The 17768-nt window shown below is 69.5% G+C and carries 11 protein-coding genes and 1 pseudogene; 6 read left to right on the top strand and 6 right to left on the bottom strand.

Features of this window, described 5'->3' with window-relative positions; all coding sequences use genetic code 11:
• Window positions 1-357: 357 nt before the first annotated feature.
• Entirely contained in the window at window positions 358-2898 is a 2541-nt protein-coding gene (locus G6N56_RS29450) for a PE family protein (RefSeq protein ID WP_163645103.1), read from the top strand.
• 3062 nt (window positions 2899-5960) lie between these two features.
• On the opposite strand, the gene G6N56_RS10095 is transcribed toward G6N56_RS29450, so the two are convergent.
• A complete protein-coding gene (locus tag G6N56_RS10095) occupies window positions 5961-6770 on the bottom strand; it encodes a sulfotransferase family protein (RefSeq protein ID WP_085254122.1) in 810 nt (269 codons plus the stop codon).
• A 384-nt stretch (window positions 6771-7154) separates the two neighbouring features.
• Between G6N56_RS10095 and G6N56_RS10090 the strand changes: the two are divergent.
• Window positions 7155-7513: pseudogene (locus tag G6N56_RS10090) on the top strand (hypothetical protein).
• 12 nt (window positions 7514-7525) lie between these two features.
• Here G6N56_RS10090 and G6N56_RS10085 read toward each other — a convergent pair.
• A complete protein-coding gene (locus G6N56_RS10085) occupies window positions 7526-8131 on the bottom strand; it encodes an LppP/LprE family lipoprotein (RefSeq protein WP_085254121.1) in 606 nt (201 codons plus the stop codon).
• 93 nt (window positions 8132-8224) lie between these two features.
• Here G6N56_RS10085 and G6N56_RS10080 point away from each other — a divergent pair, with 93 nt between their 5' ends.
• A complete protein-coding gene (locus G6N56_RS10080; RefSeq protein ID WP_085254120.1) occupies window positions 8225-9937 on the top strand; it encodes a DEAD/DEAH box helicase in 1713 nt (570 codons plus the stop codon).
• Window positions 9934-11073, top strand: a complete 1140-nt coding sequence (locus G6N56_RS10075; RefSeq protein WP_085254119.1) for an acyltransferase family protein — start codon at window positions 9934-9936, stop codon at window positions 11071-11073. Before G6N56_RS10080 ends, G6N56_RS10075 begins: the two co-directional genes overlap by 4 nt.
• Before the next feature lie 31 nt (window positions 11074-11104).
• On the opposite strand, the gene G6N56_RS10070 is transcribed toward G6N56_RS10075, so the two are convergent.
• The 4 genes from G6N56_RS10070 to G6N56_RS10055 all read right to left on the bottom strand — a co-directional run bounded on the left by G6N56_RS10070 (window position 11105) and on the right by G6N56_RS10055 (window position 15729).
• Complete coding sequence (locus tag G6N56_RS10070; protein ID WP_142280443.1) at window positions 11105-11686, bottom strand: TetR/AcrR family transcriptional regulator; 582 nt, start codon at window positions 11684-11686, stop codon at window positions 11105-11107.
• Entirely contained in the window at window positions 11683-12924 is a 1242-nt protein-coding gene (locus G6N56_RS10065; RefSeq protein WP_163645102.1) for a cytochrome P450, read from the bottom strand. The genes G6N56_RS10070 and G6N56_RS10065 overlap by 4 nt, the downstream gene beginning before the upstream one ends.
• A gap of 198 nt (window positions 12925-13122) precedes the next feature.
• On the bottom strand, window positions 13123-14490 hold the full coding sequence (locus tag G6N56_RS10060; RefSeq protein WP_085254116.1) for an FAD-binding oxidoreductase: 1368 nt from the start codon (window positions 14488-14490) through the stop codon (window positions 13123-13125).
• A 9-nt stretch (window positions 14491-14499) separates the two neighbouring features.
• Window positions 14500-15729: a multidrug efflux MFS transporter Tap gene (locus G6N56_RS10055; RefSeq protein ID WP_085254115.1), complete on the bottom strand. Its 1230-nt coding sequence runs from the start codon at window positions 15727-15729 to the stop codon at window positions 14500-14502.
• Between the two features lie 87 nt (window positions 15730-15816).
• Here G6N56_RS10055 and G6N56_RS10050 point away from each other — a divergent pair, with 87 nt between their 5' ends.
• On the top strand, window positions 15817-16629 hold the full coding sequence (locus G6N56_RS10050; RefSeq protein ID WP_085254114.1) for a uracil-DNA glycosylase: 813 nt from the start codon (window positions 15817-15819) through the stop codon (window positions 16627-16629).
• Window positions 16626-17756: an FAD-binding protein gene (locus G6N56_RS10045; protein ID WP_085254113.1), complete on the top strand. Its 1131-nt coding sequence runs from the start codon at window positions 16626-16628 to the stop codon at window positions 17754-17756. The genes G6N56_RS10050 and G6N56_RS10045 overlap by 4 nt, the downstream gene beginning before the upstream one ends.
• The last annotated feature ends 12 nt before the right edge of the window (window positions 17757-17768 follow it).

Raw genomic sequence — 17768 nt, 5'->3', positions numbered from 1 at the left:
AACTTTCGGTCTGGTCTATATTTCATGAGCGTGGTTGCGGCGAATCCGCGGCTAAATCTGAATCATCAGCTACTACAAGGGCGCGGATGTGCCACCTGTGCCGCGCAAAATACCGCGCCCTCCAGTGGCTTTGTGTAGGGGTCGCGGGGTCGGCCGGTCGGCATTAGCTCATCTAGCCGATCGTTACGGTTATCCGTAACGTATGGTTACTCATTTACTGCAACGTCAAATTGGACTTACCCAAGTTTGCTGAACGGACACGAAAAGCTTGGCGGCCGGGTGTATGTTCCGATCTGTCATGGAGGCGGGCATCCTCGACGCCAAACTTTTTTCTCGCGCGAGTGATAAGGACTGAAAATGTCGACCTTCGTTTTCGCATCGCCTGACCTTCTCACCTCGGCGGCTGAGAATCTGACCGGTATCGGGTCGGCGCTCAAATCGGCGACGTCGGCGGCCGCGCCGGCGACGACGCAGATTATGGCCGCGGCGCAGGACGAGGTGTCGGGAGCGATTTCGGCGTTGTTCGGCGGCTACGCGCAAGAATTTCAGGCGTTGAGCGCGCAGGCGGCGGCGTTCCACACCCAGTTTCTGCAGGCGCTCACCTCGGGCGCGGGCATGTATGCGGCCACCGAGGCCGCCAACGCCTCGCCGCTGCAGACGCTGGAGGACGACTTCTTTGGTCTGATCAACGCGCCGACGACTAGTTTGTTCGGGCGCCCGCTGATCGCCAACGGCACCAATGGGGCGGCCGGGACCGGTCAGAACGGCGGGGCCGCCGGCATCTTGATCGGCAACGGCGGTGACGGTGGATCCGGGGCCGCGGGGCAGAACGGCGGCAACGGCGGAGCGGCCGCCATCTTGGGCAACGGTGGTGCCGGTGGCGCGGGTGGTGCCGGGGCGAACGGCGGTAACGGCGGCGCGGCCGGCTTGTTCGGTAACGGCGGCGTCGGCGGTGCCGGTGGGGTGGGCACGTGGGCCGGCACCGGCACCGGCATCGGCCTCGGCGGTAACGGCGGTGCCGGTGGTGCTGGCGGCACCGTGGCCGGATTCGGTGGTGCCGGTGGTGCCGGTGGTGCGGGAGCCGAGGGCGTGGCCGGGCATGTGGTCGGAGGCACCGGTGGAAACGGTGGTGTCGGCGGGGCCGATCGGGCGGCCATCGGTTGGGCCGCCGGGTCCGGTGGCGCCGGTGGGACCGGCGGTGCCGGTCTGGACAGCACGACGGTCGGTGCCGCAACGGGTACCACCGCGGGGACCGGTGGGACCGGATCCATGGGTGGACTTGGCGGTAGTGGTGGTGCCGGCGGTACTGCCAACGGGCTCTTGAGTTTTGGGGGCACCGGTGGCGCCGGTGGCCACGGCGGCATGGGTGGTGATGGCGCGACCGGTGGTTCCGGTGCGAACCTGATCGGCGGTACCGGTGGTGACGGCGGTACCGGGGGTGGCGCGGGTCAGGCAGGGGCCGGAGGGGTTTCGCTGCTCGGCTTCAACGGCTCCTCCGGAGCGGTCGGCGTCGGCGGCACCGGTGGTACTGGCGGTGCCGGGGGTGCCGGCAGCGGCACCAACTCCACCACTGGTTTCGCGCAGGCCGGTGGTACCGGTGGCACGGGCGGCTCGGGTGGTGACAACTCCGGTGACGGCGCATTCGGCGCCGGCGGCACCGGCGGCGCGGGTGGTAGCGGCGAACACATCGGTACCGGTGCGACCGCCGGCGCAGGCGGCGCCGGTGGCGCCGGCGGCGCGGCCTCGAGCACCGCGGCCGGCCACGGTGGTGGTGGTGGCGGCGGCGGCGGCGGGGCCCTTGTTGCGGGCACCACCGGTGGCAGCGCCACCGGCACCGCCACCGGTGGTAGCGGTGGGACCGGTGGCGCCGGGAGCTCTACCGCCGCCGGCGGGGCCGGTGGCGTCGGAGGTGCGGCCAACCTCACCGCCGATGGGGCGGGCAGCGCGGTCATTGGCGCGAGTTCCGCAACGGGCGGGACCGGCGGGGCCGGTGGCACCAACCTCGGTAGCGGTGGTGCTGGAGGCTACGCCACCGTTGCTGCGACCGACGGCGGTCATGTGACCGGCGGCACGGCGACTGGTGGGACCGGCGGCGCGGGTACGACCGGCGGCACCGGTGGGGCCGGCGGTTATGGCTCGGTAACTGCCGCTGGTGCGACCAATACGGCGTCGGGTACGGCGACCGGCGGGGTCGGTGGCGCCGGCAGTAGCGGCGGGACCGGTGGGCTTGGTGGGAATGCGGAGATCCTTGGCGGGTACTTCCCCGGCAATACCGGGCAGACGGCCAGCGGCACCGCGATTGGTGGGGCCGGCGGGGCCGGTTCGTGGGTGGCACCGGTGGTGACGGCGGCCACGGGGTTGTGGAAGCCCTTGGTAACAACAGCACCGCGAACGGCAGTGCCACGGGTGGTGCTGGTGGGGCGGGCAACAGTAGCGGTCACGGTGGTGACGGTGGCTGGGCCGAGATCGACGGCGGGTTCGGCAACCTTGGTCCCACGACCGGACATGCGTCGGGCACGGCGACCGGTGGTGCCGGTGGTGCGGGCTTTGACACGCACACCGGTGGTGACGGCGGTGAGGCGGCGATCATCGCCCAGAACCCGACCGCACCCGGTGACGTTCCGACTGCGAGCGGCACGGCCATCGGTGGGGCCGGCGGTAACAGCGGCACCGGTGCTCTTGGCGGTGACGGTGGTAGCAACGCCTCGCAGACCAGCACCCCGGCCGGCAACGCGGGCATGGCCTGGGTGCAGGCTCAGGGCAACGCGACTGTGTCGGGCAACGCGGTCGGCGGTGCGGCCGGAGCCGGCGGCAACGGCGGCGCTGGCGGTGCCGGCGGTGCGGGTGCGGCCGGTGGCTTCGGCCATGTGTCGGGGCAGGACACCAGTTCGGTGGTGAACGGTAGCGCCACCGGTGGTGCCGGTGGGGCCGGTGGCGCCGGGACGGGCACCAGCGCCGGCGGGGCCGGTGGCGTCGGTGCTGACGGCACCGTTTCTGCCGCCGGTGCGGGCAGCACGGCTTCCGGTAGTGCTACCGGTGGTAGCGGCGGCAGTGGCGGTACCAACGGCGCTACTGGTGGGGCCGGTGGCACCGGTTCGATCGCCGCCACCGGCGGCGCTGCCGCCGCAGGCACTCAGACCGGTGCGACTGGTGGTGCCGGCGGGGCGGGCTCCGATGGCGGGCATGCCGGTGCCGGCGGTGTGGGCAGCATCACCGCCGACGGTGCGGGCAGCGCCGCGACCGGAACGGCCACTGGTGGGGCAGGCGGGACCGCCACCGGCACCGGCAGTACCGGTGGCGCTGGGAATTACGGCACCGTTGAGGCGACTGCGGGTGGTCACGTGACCGGTGGTACGGCGACTGGTGGGGCTGGTGGTGCGGGTACCTCCGGCGGCCACGGCACGCTCGGCGGTTACGGCTATGTGGGTGCTCATGGTGCGACCAATACGGCGTCGGGTACGGCGACCGGCGGGGTCGGTGGCGCCGGCAGTAGCGGCGGACCGGTGGGCTTGGTGGGAATGCGGAGATCCTTGGCGGGTACTTCCCCGGCAATACCGGGCAGACGGCCAGCGGCACCGCGATTGGTGGGGCCGGCGGGGCCGGTTCGGGTGTGGGTGGCACCGGTGGTGACGGCGGCCACGGGTTGTGGAAGCCCTGGTAACAACAGCACCGCGAACGGCAGTGCCACGGGTGGTGCTGGTGGGGCGGGCAACAGTAGCGGTCACGGTGGTGACGGTGGCTGGGCCGAGATCGACGGCGGGTTCGGCAACCTTGGTCCCACGACCGGACATGCGTCGGGCACGGCGACCGGTGGTGCCGGTGGTGCGGGCTTTGACACGCACACCGGTGGTGACGGCGGTGAGGCGGCGATCATCGCCCAGAACCCGACCGCACCCGGTGACGTTCCGACTGCGAGCGGCACGGCCATCGGTGGGGCCGGCGGTAACAGCGGCACCGGTGCTCTTGGCGGTGACGGTGGTAGCAACGCCTCGCAGACCAGCACCCCGGCCGGCAACGCGGGCATGGCCTGGGTGCAGGCCCTCGGCGACGCGACTGTGTCGGGCAACGCGGTCGGCGGTGCGGCCGGAGCCGGCGGCAACGGCGGCGCTGGCGGTGCCGGCGGTGCGGGTGCGGCCGGTGGCTTCGGCCATGTGTCGGGGCAGGACACCAGTTCGGTGGTGAACGGTAGCGCCACCGGTGGTGCCGGTGGGGCCGGTGGCGCCGGGACGGGCACCAGCGCCGGCGGGGCCGGTGGCGTCGGTGCTGACGGCACCGTTTCTGCCGCCGGTGCGGGCAGCACGGCTTCCGGTAGTGCTACCGGTGGTAGCGGCGGCAGTGGCGGTACCAACGGCGCTACTGGTGGGGCCGGTGGCACCGGTTCGATCGCCGCCACCGGCGGCGCTACCGCCGCAGGCACTCAGACCGGTGCGACTGGTGGTGCCGGCGGGGCGGGCTCCGATGGCGGGCATGCCGGTGCCGGCGGTGTGGGCAGCATCACCGCCGACGGTGCGGGCAGCGCCGCGACCGGAACGGCCACTGGTGGGGCAGGCGGGACCGCCACCGGCACCGGCAGTACCGGTGGCGCTGGGAATTACGGCACCGTTGAGGCGACTGCGGGTGGTCACGTGACCGGTGGTACGGCGACTGGTGGGGCTGGTGGTGCGGGTACCTCCGGCGGCCACGGCACGCTCGGCGGTTACGGCTATGTGGGTGCTCATGGTGCGACCAATACGGCGTCGGGTACGGCGACCGGCGGGGTCGGTGGCGCCGGCAGTAGCGGCGGGACCGGTGGGCTTGGTGGGAATGCGGAGATCCTTGGCGGGTACTTCCCCGGCAATACCGGGCAGACGGCCAGCGGCACCGCGATTGGTGGGGCCGGCGGGGCCGGTTCGGGTGTGGGTGGCACCGGTGGTGACGGCGGCCACGGGGTTGTGGAAGCCCTTGGTAACAACAGCACCGCGAACGGCAGTGCCACGGGTGGTGCTGGTGGGGCGGGCAACAGTAGCGGTCACGGTGGTGACGGTGGCTGGGCCGAGATCGACGGCGGGTTCGGCAACCTTGGTCCCACGACCGGACATGCGTCGGGCACGGCGACCGGTGGTGCCGGTGGTGCGGGCTTTGACACGCACACCGGTGGTGACGGCGGTGAGGCGGCGATCATCGCCCAGAACCCGACCGCACCCGGTGACGTTCCGACTGCGAGCGGCACGGCCATCGGTGGGGCCGGCGGTAACAGCGGCACCGGTGCTTTCGGCGGTGACGGTGGTAGCAACGCCTCGCAGACCAGCACCCCGGCCGGCAACGCGGGCATGGCCTGGGTGCAGGCCCTCGGCGACGCGACTGTGTCGGGCAACGCGGTCGGCGGTGCGGCCGGAGCCGGCGGCAACGGCACCGTCGCCGGTGCGGCCGGCGGCGCGGGTGCGGCCGGTGGCTTCGGCCACGTCGACGCGTTGTCTGGCACCGCCACCGCTAACGGTACGGGCGGTTACGGCGGCGCCGGCGGCAACGGTGGCGGCGCGTCGGGCGCCTTCGGCGGCGCCGGCGGTCATGGTGGCGACGGCACCAACGCCGGCAACGTCTCCGGCACCGGTGGCCACGGCGGTTCTGGCGGTGCCGGCAGCACCACCGGCACCGGCCACGGCGGCCACGGTGGCACCGGCGGCAACGGCACCGGCGGCACCGGCGGCAACGGCATCAACGGCAACCCCGGTACTGGCAACACGAACGGAAGCGACGGAGGCAACGGGGCCAACGTCCCGTGATAGTCCGCCAATGATTGAAATGACAACCGCGGCCCGGTCGAAAGAGCAGGCCGCGGTTGTCATTTGCAGCACCCACCGACCAAGGCTGCGCCACCGACGCCGGATACCGTGCCCGAGTCCGACCGTGCGAGACGTGCCAAACGACCTAACCAGCCTCCACATCAGCGTGGGCCGGAGCCGCCGTCGAGCTGGCGAACCTTAGACGACGTGCAGCCCGACGGGGATCCTCTCCGGATCCCGCCAAAAGGCGTCGCGGACAAAACGATTGAACAGATCTGGCGGCAGCAACGTCTCGCGCGGTTGGGCCTCGACGGTAGCGCGCACGGTGTGCAGCCCGGGCGTACCGGCCCGTTCGTCGAACTCCGTGACGTCGTAATCGACATGGACGAAATCGTGCTCGAATACCGGCTGGCCGATAAACCGGTAGATGGCCTGCATCGACTTGGCCGGGTCGGTGGTCAAGGTTTCGTATTGCAGCACCAGCAGCCGATCCCGTTGCGCGCCATAGCATGCCTGTTTCAGAGCGTCGTAGGGACCGCCCACCATGCCGTCGGACGCCACCACTTGTTGGGCGCGGCTGTAGACCGTGCCACCGGCGCTGTAATTGAAAATCGACGACGGGCTGAAGACGTTGCGCTGGATCAACCGCTCGATGCTGTCCACCACCCATGGCAGTTCACGTACGCACGCAATGACTTTCGCATTGGGAAACAGACGTGCAATAGCGGGCATCCACCCACACCAGCCGCGGTTGGTGTCGAAGACCACCTCGGCGGTGCAGTCGGCATAGAAGTCGTTGAACAATCCGCGCAGGATGCGCTCCCGCTTGTTGTCGTCGATGAACACGGAGAACTCGTTGCGCCCGCTCATTTCGCCCAGCAGGGCGCCGAACAGGCCAGCCAGTGGACCCGACATCCCCGCCTCGAACCGAGGGTTTTGTCGCAGCAACGCGGCGAGCAATGTCGAGCCGGAACGCGGCAGACCCGAGATGAAGTGGATGGCTACCATGGCACCCTCGACCTACCGTCCGCGCCGTGAAAATCCTGCCGAAATTAGCCCTTTGATGTCGTCATGTTAACCGATCGCAAAAGGGCATATCGGATGAACGCGGCTTCCCGAGCCTAATCGCCGGAGCGACTGCGTTGTCGGTGCGCCGGAACCGACTGGTGCAGGACTGCGATCAGCCACACATCGGCCTTCTTTGAAGGTGCGCCGGGGGATTAGGCCGCGGGAGCCGGCGCCGCCGACTCGGCACCAACGAACACAGCCAATGCCGAGGTGGCTGCGACCCGATAGCCGGGACGCTCTGCTCAGTCTGTACTCTCCATGGAATTGGCCGCGTACGCCGCCGACGACCCAACCCACCCGCAAAGCGGTACCTTCGGCTGGATGATCGTGACGGGAGCCCTCCTCGCGGAGGCGGCCTCGGTAGTCGACAACAAACTGAACGTGACGGGCGGCGTGGTGTCCCGGTTCGTCATCGGCCCCGACCGCGTGGCCCGTTTGTGCTCGTCGTACTGACCTAGGCCGAAACGGGTGATTCCGACCGGCGGATCGAGATCGAGATTCGGCCTCCAACGGACGACGAACCGTCTCACGAGGTGCACGAGGTGCCCGAAGCGGCCGTCGCGGCGGAGATCGGGTTCGCGTTCTTCGACGTCAACGTCCGTCTGCCCGCCAGCGGCGGCTGGGTGATTGTCGTGGCCGGTGACTCAGGCGCGATCTCGCTCCCGCTCATGGTGAGCGGCTGAGCGGTCAGGGCCTCACCGACCGGGCGTGTTGCCGATCAGCTCGACCGCGTTGCCGTTCCAGTGGAAACGCACATCGGTGTTCAGGCCGTTGATGCCGCTGGGGTATGTCAGCGCCACGGTGTCGCCGGTAGTCTGCGACGCGTCAATCCCGTTGAAGCCATAAGTATCCGGCGCTCCCTGCGGAATGAACTGGCCGAGGTGGAAGAGCACCGCCCGCGTGCTCGGATTGAGCGCGTTGGTATTGGCCTTGATGATCACGGCCGACAGCTGCGCGCACTCGTTGTAGTTTCCCGCCAGCGGCTCGGGATTCCAGGGCTGCTGGCTGCGCGGATCGCGGGGCAGTTCGGAGACCACCTTGGCGATGGTCGGCGAGGCGAGGTTGACCGCGCAGGGGTCGGCAGGCGCCGTGCTGGGCGCGCCCGCTCCTGACGTCGGGATCGGTGCCGCGGGGGCGGTGATCGACGCCGTCGGCGTGGTCGTCGTCGCCTGCGGTGTCTTTGCGATGGTGGAATCTCCGGACCCGCACGCGCTCAGCGCCGCGCAGATCGAAACGACACCGGCCAGACCCGTCAGCGCACGGCTCGGTAGCAACCCCACATCGACGCACCGTACCGTCATCGGCCCCGCGGTCCCAGCAAGGTCGACCGCGCGCCGCGCACCGCTGCACTCGGCTCGGCTGAGTTTGCGAGCACCACTACACTCCATGGTGCGATGACCCCTCCCGACAGCTCACCCGAAGCTGCCTCCCCGACGTTCGCCGACCTGCACATTCATCCCGCGGTCATGCGGGCGGTCGGCGACGTCGGCTATGAGTCGCCCACGGCCATCCAGGCCGCAACCATCCCCGCACTGATGGCGGGCTCGGACGTGGTGGGGCTGGCGCAGACCGGGACCGGCAAGACGGCGGCCTTCGCGATCCCGATCCTGTCCAAGATCGACGTCACGAGCAAGGCAACCCAGGCCCTGGTGCTGGCGCCCACCCGCGAGCTTGCCCTGCAGGTGGCCGAGGCCTTCAGCCGGTACGGGGCACACCTGCCCGAAATCCAGGTGTTGCCGATCTACGGCGGGTCCTCCTATACGGTGCAGCTGGCCGGACTGCGGCGCGGCGCGCAGGTGGTGGTCGGCACGCCCGGCCGGGTCATCGACCACCTGGAGCGCGGGACACTGGACCTGTCGCACGTGGACTACCTGGTGCTCGACGAAGCCGACGAGATGCTGACCATGGGGTTCGCCGAAGACGTCGAACGCATCCTGTCCGAGACTCCGGAATACAAGCAGGTCGCGCTGTTCTCGGCGACCATGCCGCCCGCGATCCGCAAGCTCACCACCAAGTACCTGCACGATCCGTTCGAGGTCACTTTCAAGGCCAAATCCGCCACCGCCGAGAACATTTCGCAGCGCTACATCCAGGTCGCCGGTCCCCGCAAGATGGACGCGCTGACCCGCGTCCTCGAGGTCGAGCCCTTCGAGGCGATGATCGTGTTCGTCCGCACCAAACAGGCGACCGAAGAGGTTGCCGAAAAGCTCAGGGCCCGCGGTTTTTCCGCGGCCGCCATCAACGGCGACATCCCGCAGGCGCAGCGCGAGCGGACCATCGCCGCGCTCAAGGAGGGTGGCGCCAAGGGCATCGACATCTTGGTCGCCACCGACGTGGCCGCGCGCGGACTGGACGTCGACCGGATCTCGCACGTCCTCAACTACGACATCCCCCATGACACCGAGTCCTACGTCCATCGGATCGGGCGCACCGGGAGGGCGGGACGTTCGGGCACCGCGCTGTTGTTCGTCTCTCCGCGCGAACGCCACCTGCTCAAGGCGATCGAAAAAGCGACGAGGCAGACGCTCACCGAAGCCGAATTGCCGAGCGTCGAGGACGTCAACGCCCAGCGCGTCGCGAAATTCGCCGACTCCATCACCGACGCGCTCAGCGCCCCGGGCATCGAGCTGTTCCGGAAGTTGGTCCAGGACTACGAGCGCGAACACGACGTCCCGATGGCCGACATCGCCGCGGCGCTGGCGGTCCAGTCCCGTGACGGAGAGGCGTTTCTGATGGCGCCCGAACCGCCACCCGAGCGGCGCGAACGTCGTGAGCGTCCCGACAGGCCGGAACGCCCCCGCGAGCCCCGAACGTTCGGCACGTACCGCATCGCGGTGGGCAAGCGACACAAGGTCGGTCCGGGCGCGATCGTGGGCGCCATCGCCAACGAAGGCGGTCTGCACCGCAGCGACTTCGGCCACATCGCCATTGGCCCGGACTTCTCGCTGGTGGAGCTGCCGGCCAAATTGCCCCGCGCGACGCTGAAAAAGCTTGAACAGACCCGCATCTCGGGGGTGCTGATCAACTTGCAGCCGGAGAGGTCGTCCGACAGGCGTCGCAATGCGCAATCTGGGGGCGGTAAGCCAGGCAAAAGACACGCCGGATGACCCTGTCCGAAGAGCAGGACGCCCAGGGCGGGCTCGAGCAGACCTCCCACGTCGACCGGGTCGCCGCACTGACCGGAATCCGTGCGGTCGCCGCCCTCCTCGTCGTCGGCACCCACGCGGCCTACACCACCGGCAAGTACACCCACGGCTATTGGGGGCTGGTCGGCGCCAGGATGGAGATCGGCGTCCCGATCTTCTTCGTGCTCTCCGGGTTCCTGCTATTTCGCCCGTGGGTGAAGTCGGCCGCCACCGGCGGGCCGCCGCCGTCGTTGAGCCGCTACGCGTGGCACCGGTTTCGGCGCATCATGCCCGCATACGTCATCACCGTGCTGTTCGCCTACGTGCTGTATCACTTCCGTCAGGCGGGCCCTAACCCCGGCCACACCTGGCTGGGCCTGGTCCGCAACCTCACGCTGACGCAGATCTATTGCAACGGCTATCTGGGAAAGTATCTGCATCAGGGGCTGACCCAGATGTGGAGCCTGGCCGTCGAGGCGGCCTTTTACGTGGTGCTGCCCCTGCTGGCCTACCTGCTGCTGGTGCTGATCTGTCGGCGCCGGTGGCAGCCGCGGCTGATGCTGGCCTCCCTGGCCGCGATGACGCTGATCAGCCCGGGGTGGTTGGTCCTGGTGCACGCCGATCACATGTTCCCCGACGGCGCGCGGCTGTGGCTGCCCACCTATCTGGCCTGGTTCCTCGGCGGCATGATGCTGGCGGTGCTGCAGAGGATGGGGGTCCGTGGCTACGCCTTTGTCGCCATACCGCTGGCGGTCATCTGTTACTTCATCGTCTCGACGCCGATTGCCGGTGCGCCCACGACCTCGCCGGCCGCGCTCAGCGAGGCCTTGTACAAGACGTGTTTCTATGCCGTGATCGCCTCACTCGCGGTGGCGCCGCTGGCCCTCGGTGACCGGGGGTGGTACTATCAGCTGCTGGCCACCCGGCCGATGGTGTGGCTGGGCGAAATCTCCTACGAGATCTTCCTGGTCCACCTGATCACGATGGAATTCGCGATGGTCTACGTGGTGCGGGCGCACGTCTACACCGGCTCGATGCTGTACCTGTTCGTGGCGACGATGGTGCTGACGATCCCCGTCGCCTGGGTGTTGCACCGCTTCACCCGCGTGCGGGAATAAACCGCTCGAGCTCGGCACGTCGGACGCCGGCTCAGCGGCGCGCCGCAACCGGGGTCACGACCGGGGCGACGAACTCCTCGATCATCGCCCGTTCGTCGGCCTCGTCGCGGCCGGGAAACATCAACAGCGACGCGATGATCCGGACCACCCAACGGGCGCGGCGTTCCACGATGGCCGCCTCGTCGGGACCCAGCGAATCCAGAAAGGCAGCGGCCAGCGCGGCGATCACCTCGGACTGTCCGGCCATCTCGCCGCCGATGGGTGGGCGCGTGGTGTCGAACCAGGAGGCCAACGCCGGCGTCTGGCGAACGATCCGCAGGGTGGTGGTGATGCTGACGATCAACCGTTCGCGAGGATCGCGGACGCCGGAGACCCGCTTTTTGATCTCGTCGCTGAGTCGGTAGGTCTCGCGGTGCACGTAGGCGGTCCGCAACGCCTCACGACCGTCGAAGTACCGGTACAGCGTCGCGCGAGAACAGCCCGCCGCCTTCGCGATTTCGTTCATCCCGATCGAGGCCTGGTCCCGCTCGGTGTAGAGCCGCTCGGCCGCGTCGAGTATCCGGTCGACGGCCGCCTCGGTGCGGTGCGCGGCCAGCCAGTCGGTCGCCATCAGGCGTTCACCCGGATCGGGACCGACAGCGGCCGCCGCACATAGCTGCCACCCGACCAGACGATCGCCGACTCGTCGACTTCGAAGTCCGGACAGCGGGCCAGCAGTTCGGTCAGGGCGATCCGGGACTGCATCCGGGCCGCCGCGGCGCCCAGGCAGTGGTGTGCGCCATGGCTGAACGTCATGATGTTGCGCGGGCACCGGGTCACGTCGAGTTCGCCCGCGTCGGAACCATATTGGCGTTCGTCACGGTTGGCCGACCCGTACAGCAGGAGCACCTTCCGCCCGGCCGGGATGGTTGTGTCGTGCAGCGTCACGTCCCGCGTGGTGGTGCGCGCCAGCCCCTGCACAGGTGCGGTGAGGCGCAACAATTCCTCGACCGCGTCGGGGATGAGGCCCGGGGCGGCGACCAGGCGTTGCCGCTGGTCGGGTCGCCCGTGCAGCAAGGGCATCGAGCCGCCGAGCATTCCGGTGGTGGTGTCGTTACCGCCGGTGACCATCGTGAAGGTGAACGCCAGCACCGACAGGGTGCCGGCGATGTCGCCGTCGGCGCCGACGCCGGCGGACACCAGGTGCGAGATGGTGTCGTCGTCGGGTCCCGTCCGGCGCCGCTCGATCAGCGCGGTGAAATAGGCCATCATCGAGCCGACCGCGTCGCCGACGGTTTCCAGGGCCCCGGCGACGCCGCCGTCGGCGGTGTTGGCAGCGACGATCACGTCCGTCCAGCCGTCGAACTGTGCCCGATCCTCCTCGGGCACACCGAGATAATGGGCGACCACCATCGAGGGCAGGGGTTTGAACAGTTCGGTGACGATGTCCCCGCCGCCGTCGGCGCGCAGCCTCTCGATACGCTCGACGACGAATTCGCGGACCTTCGGCTCGACCGCCTCGACCTGCCGCGGAGTGAAGCCGCGTGACACCAGCTTGCGAAACTCGGTGTGCGCCGGTGGATCCTGCATCACGAAGGGCGGGTTGTCCTGCAGCCCAATCATCTCCAGGTCGCCGTAGTTGACGGTCAAGCCCTGCGCCGAGGAGAACGTCTCGTGGTCGCGGGCCGCCGACCACACGTCGGCGTGGCGAGACAGCACGTAGTAGTCATGGTCCGGCCTGCCGCGCGGCACCACATGATGCACCGGATCGTGATCGCGCAGCGCGCGGTACATCGGCCACGGGTCCGGCCAGGTGTCGGCCGTGGCGAGCTCGAACCGGACTGGGGCATCGTGAGACATAACTACCGACATGTCTCATTCGTACGACGGTGCGGTCGATATGTCAACTATCGGCCCTTGAGCCGAGCGCCCGGTGAGCCGGGCGCCCGCTGGCGAACGCCCGGCCAGCTGGGCGCTCGAGCGCGAACTAGATGAGCCGGGCGCCCGGTGGCGAACGCCCGGCCAGCTGGGCGCTCGAGCGCCGAACAAGCCGGGCCGTCAAAGCGAGAACTAGATCGCCGCGCCCGGGTTGAGAATGCCCAGCGGGTCGAGCGCCTGCTTGATGCGCTGATTCAGCGCCATCACGTCCGGGCCCAGATAGCCGGCAAGCCAGGGCCGCTTCAACCGGCCGACGCCGTGCTCGCCGGTGATCGTGCCGCCCAGGCCGACGGCCAGGTCCATGATCTCGCCGAAGGCGACGTGTGCGCGTTCGGTCATCGCGGCGTCGGCGGGGTCGTAGACGATGAGCGGGTGGGTGTTGCCGTCGCCCGCATGGGCGATCACCGAGATCATCAGGTCGCGCTCGGCGGCGATGCGCGCGATGCCGGTGACCAGTTGCCCCAGCGCCGGCAGCGGCACCCCGACATCCTCGAGCAGCAGCGATCCCTTGGCCTCGACCGCCGGGATGCAGAACCGGCGGGCGGCGATGAAGGCCTCGCCCTCGTCCGGGTCGCTAGTCGAGAAAACCTCCGTCGCGCCGTTTTCCGCGAACACCTCCGCGATGATCGTGGCGTCCTCGCTCCCGGCCCGTCCCCGCTCGTCGGACCCGGCCACCAGCATGGCGGCCGCCTCGCGGTCCAGGTCCATCCGCAGGCTGTCCTCCACGGCGTTGATCGCCACCGAGTCCATGAATTCGAGCATGGAGGGGCGCAGCCGCGCGGTGATCCCGAGCACCGCGTCGACGGCCGCCCGCACCGAGGAGAAGCCGGCCACCACGATGCTCGACGGGTTCTGGGCGGGCACCAGCCGCAGCGTGACCTCGGTGATGACGCCCAGCGTGCCCTCGCTACCGACGAAGAGCTTCGTCAGGGACAGCCCCGCGACGTCCTTCAACCGCGGGCCGCCGAGCCGGACGGCGGTGCCGTCGGCCAGTACCACCTGCATGCCCAGCACGTAGTCGGTGGTCACGCCGTACTTCACGCAGCACAGCCCGCCGGCGTTGGTGGCGATGTTGCCGCCGATGCTGCAGATCTCGTAGGACGACGGGTCGGGCGGATACCACAACCCGTATACGGCGACGGCCTTCTTCACCTCGGCGTTGAACAGGCCGGGCTGGCACACCGCGGTGCGGGTGACGGGGTCCACGGCGATGTCGCGCATCTTCTCCGTCGACAGCACGATGCCGGCGTCCAGCGCGGTCGCGCCGCCCGACAGCCCGCTGCCCGCTCCCCGGGTCACCACGGGCACCCTGTTGGTGGTGGCCCATCGCATGACCGTTTGCACCTCTTCGGTGCGCCGCGGCCGCACGACGGCCAGCGGCTTGCCCGCCGACGGGTCGAACGCGCGGTCCTGGCGGTAGCCCTCGGTCACGGTCGGATCGGTGACGACCATCCCGTCGGGCAGGCCGGCGATCAGGTCCGCCAGCGCATCGGAACTCACCCGGCGATCCTACGTTCGGACCGCCGGCTCCGGGTCCAGCTCCCGCAGCGACGGCAGCCGGGTGGCGATGAGGCCGACCACCACGATCGGCAGCGCCAGCGCCAGGAACGTCGCCTTCAGCCCCGCGGCGTCGGTCAGCGGGCCGGCCACCAGCAGTCCGAGCGGGCCCGCGGCGAAGGTCAGCCCCGTCATCACCCCGACGACGCGGCCGCGCAGGTGCTGCGGGGCCCGGGTCTGCATCACGTAGTTGTAGATCGGCTGGATCGGCCCGTACACCACGCCGGTGACCGCGCAGAGCACCAGGATCACCGGCAGCGGGGGCAGGAAGGCGACGCCCGCCGTCGCCGCGCCGAAGGTGAGGGTAGCGGTCAGCACGGCGGTGCGCCGCCGCAGTTTCCTCGACAGCACGGCGTAGCCGAGGGCGCCCACGACGCCACCGACCCCGAGCGCCATCAGGGCCCAACCCAGCTGTGCGGGTTGATGCCGGTCACTGAAGTACTTGGGAAACAACACGCTTTCCATCGGCAGGTACAGCGCGGTGACCACCAGGTCGATCAGGCCGAGCGCCCGCAGCACCCGCAGATTCCAGACGAACCGCATCCCCTCCACGACGCCGGACACCAGGCCGTCGGGCCGGGCGGTGTGGTGCGGCCGCCCGACGCCCTCGAGGCGGAGTGCCGCGATGGCGAGGAGGGACAGCCCGAAAAAGCTGGCCGTGACCCACATCGTGTTGATCCCACCCACCGCGGCGATCATCAAGCCCCCAATCCCCGGGCCGACGATGTAGGCGAGGTTGAGGATCGCCTCGTAGCTGCTGTTGGTGCGGTCCAGCGACCAGCCGGCACGGGCCGCCGCCTCGGGCAGCATCGACTGGCGGGCCGTCACCCCGGCCGGGTCGAAAGCGGCCGCCAGCAACGCCAGGACCGCCAGCACCGCCAAGTTCAGCGCGCCGCGGCCGGCCCACCAGGCGATCAGCGGTACGGCCGCCACCGCCGTGCCCGACAGCGCGTCGGAAACGACCGATACCCGGCGGCGCCCGAAGAAGTCGACCGCGGTGCCGGCGACCAGCGTCGAGAGCACCAGAGGGAGGGTCATGGCAGCCGCGACGATCGACGCGTCCCCCGCGCTGCCCTGGTGCTGCAGCGCCAGCCACGGAAACGCCACCACCGAAATGCCGGTGCCCGCCGTCGCCATCAGCGAGGCGAACAGAATCAAAAACGCAGGGCCGCCGGTTTTCATGGGCTATCGCGGCTGAATCTAGCGCCAGAGCGCCGACGCCAGCCACCGATTTAACTCCCGTCGGTCGGTCAGTGCTTCGATGTTCATGTGCTCGCCCACCCGCGTACCGGCCAGGAGTTCGATTCCCCTGTACCCCCCGGCACCGGTTGGCCGGGCGACCCGGCGACGCCGCAGACCCCGGTGGCGGCGGACGCCGGTCAGGTGGTCGCCCTGAGCGCTCGCGCCGATTCGATGACCGAGCTCGACGCGATGGTCACCGTGTGCCGGGCCTGTCCGCGGCTGGTCAGCTGGCGCGAGGACGTCGCGGTGGCAAAGCGCCGGGCGTTCGCCGACCAGCCGTACTGGGGGAGGCCGGTGCCGAGCTTCGGATCCGAGCGGCCCCGGCTGTTGATCGTCGGGCTGGCGCCCGCCGCGCACGGCGCCAACCGGACCGGACGGATGTTCACCGGAGACCGCTCCGGCGACCAGCTGTACGCGGCGCTGCATCGGGCCGGCCTGGTGAACCAGCCGACCAGCGTCGACGCTGCGGATGGTTTGCGGGCCAAGGGGTTTCGCATCGTGGCGCCGGTGCGGTGCGCGCCCCCGGCCAACGCCCCGACGCCGGCGGAGCGGGACACCTGCTGGCCCTGGCTGAACGCCGAGTGGCGATTGGTCGCCGAACATGTCAGGGTCATCGTGGCGCTGGGGGGATTCGCCTGGCAGGTGGCACTGCGGCTGCCTGCCGCCTCCGGGATGCCCAAGCCCCGGTTCGGTCACGCCGCGGTCGCCGAACTCGGCTCGGGCGTGCGATTGCTGGGCTGCTACCACCCGAGCCAGCAAAATATGTTCACCGGTAGGTTGACTCCGGGAATGCTCGACGACATCTTCGCCCAAGCAAAGAAGTTGGCAGGGATCAATTGACTGACGTTCTGGTTTCCGGCGCCAGCGTGGCCGGCACGACGGTCGCCTACTGGCTTGCCCGGCACGGTTGTTCGGTCACCGTGGTGGAACGCCACCCCGGGCTGCGGCCCGGGGGCCAGGCGATCGACGTTCGGGGCCCCGCGCTGACGGTGCTGGAACGCATGCAGCTGCGGGCCGCCGCCGACCACGTGCGCACGCGAATCCGGGGCGCGTCCGTCGTCGACGCCGACGGCAACGAGCTGTCCCAAGACACCGAATCCACGCCGACCGGCGGGCTCATCGCCAACCCCGACATCGAGCTGCTGCGTGACGATCTCGTCGAATTGCTGTACGACTCAACCAAACTCAATGTCGAATTCCTCTTCGACGACAGCATCGTCGCTTTGGAGGACGACGGCACGTCCGTCGCGGTCACCTTCCAGCACACCGACCCGCGCCGCTTCGACCTGGTCATCGGCGCTGACGGCCTGCACTCCACCGTGCGCCGGCTGGTCTTCGGCCCCGAGGAGCAGTTCATCGACCGGCTGGGCACCTTCGCGGCGATCTTCACCGTCCCCAACTTCCTCGATCTGGACTACTGGCAGACCTGGCACTACGGGGACTCCACCATGGCTGGCGTCTACAGCGCCCGCAACAACAAAGAGGCCCGGGCCATGATCGGGTTCATGGACCCGGACCTGCGGATCGACTACCGGGACGCCGAGGCCCAGCTCGTCGAGCTGGAAAAGCGGATGGCCGACGACGGCTGGGTGCGGCCACAGCTGCTGGAGTACATGCGCACCGCGCCGGACTTCTACTTCGACGAGATGTCGCAGATCAAGATGGATCGCTGGTCGCGGGGGCGGGTCGCGCTGGTCGGTGACGCCGCGTATTGCTGTTCGCCGCTGTCGGGCCAGGGCACCAGCGTCGCGCTGCTGGGCGCCTACGTCCTGGCCGGCGAGCTCAAGGCGGCCACTCGAGACGGCGAGGTCGACTACGAGCTCGGCTTCGCGAACTACCACAAGGAGTTCAGCGACTACGTCAAGCGCAACCAATGGCTGGTCGTCGACAACATCCCGGGCGGTGCCCCGATCCCGCAGGACGTGTTCGATCGCATCGTCAACTCGATCACCCTGAAGGACTACTGACCGCTCTTTGCT

The organism is Mycobacterium saskatchewanense, from assembly GCF_010729105.1.
Classification (GTDB): Bacteria; Actinomycetota; Actinomycetes; order Mycobacteriales; family Mycobacteriaceae; genus Mycobacterium; species Mycobacterium saskatchewanense.
The sequence above is the reverse complement of the archived record's forward strand: the minus strand, read 5'-3'. Positions and strand labels throughout refer to the sequence as shown.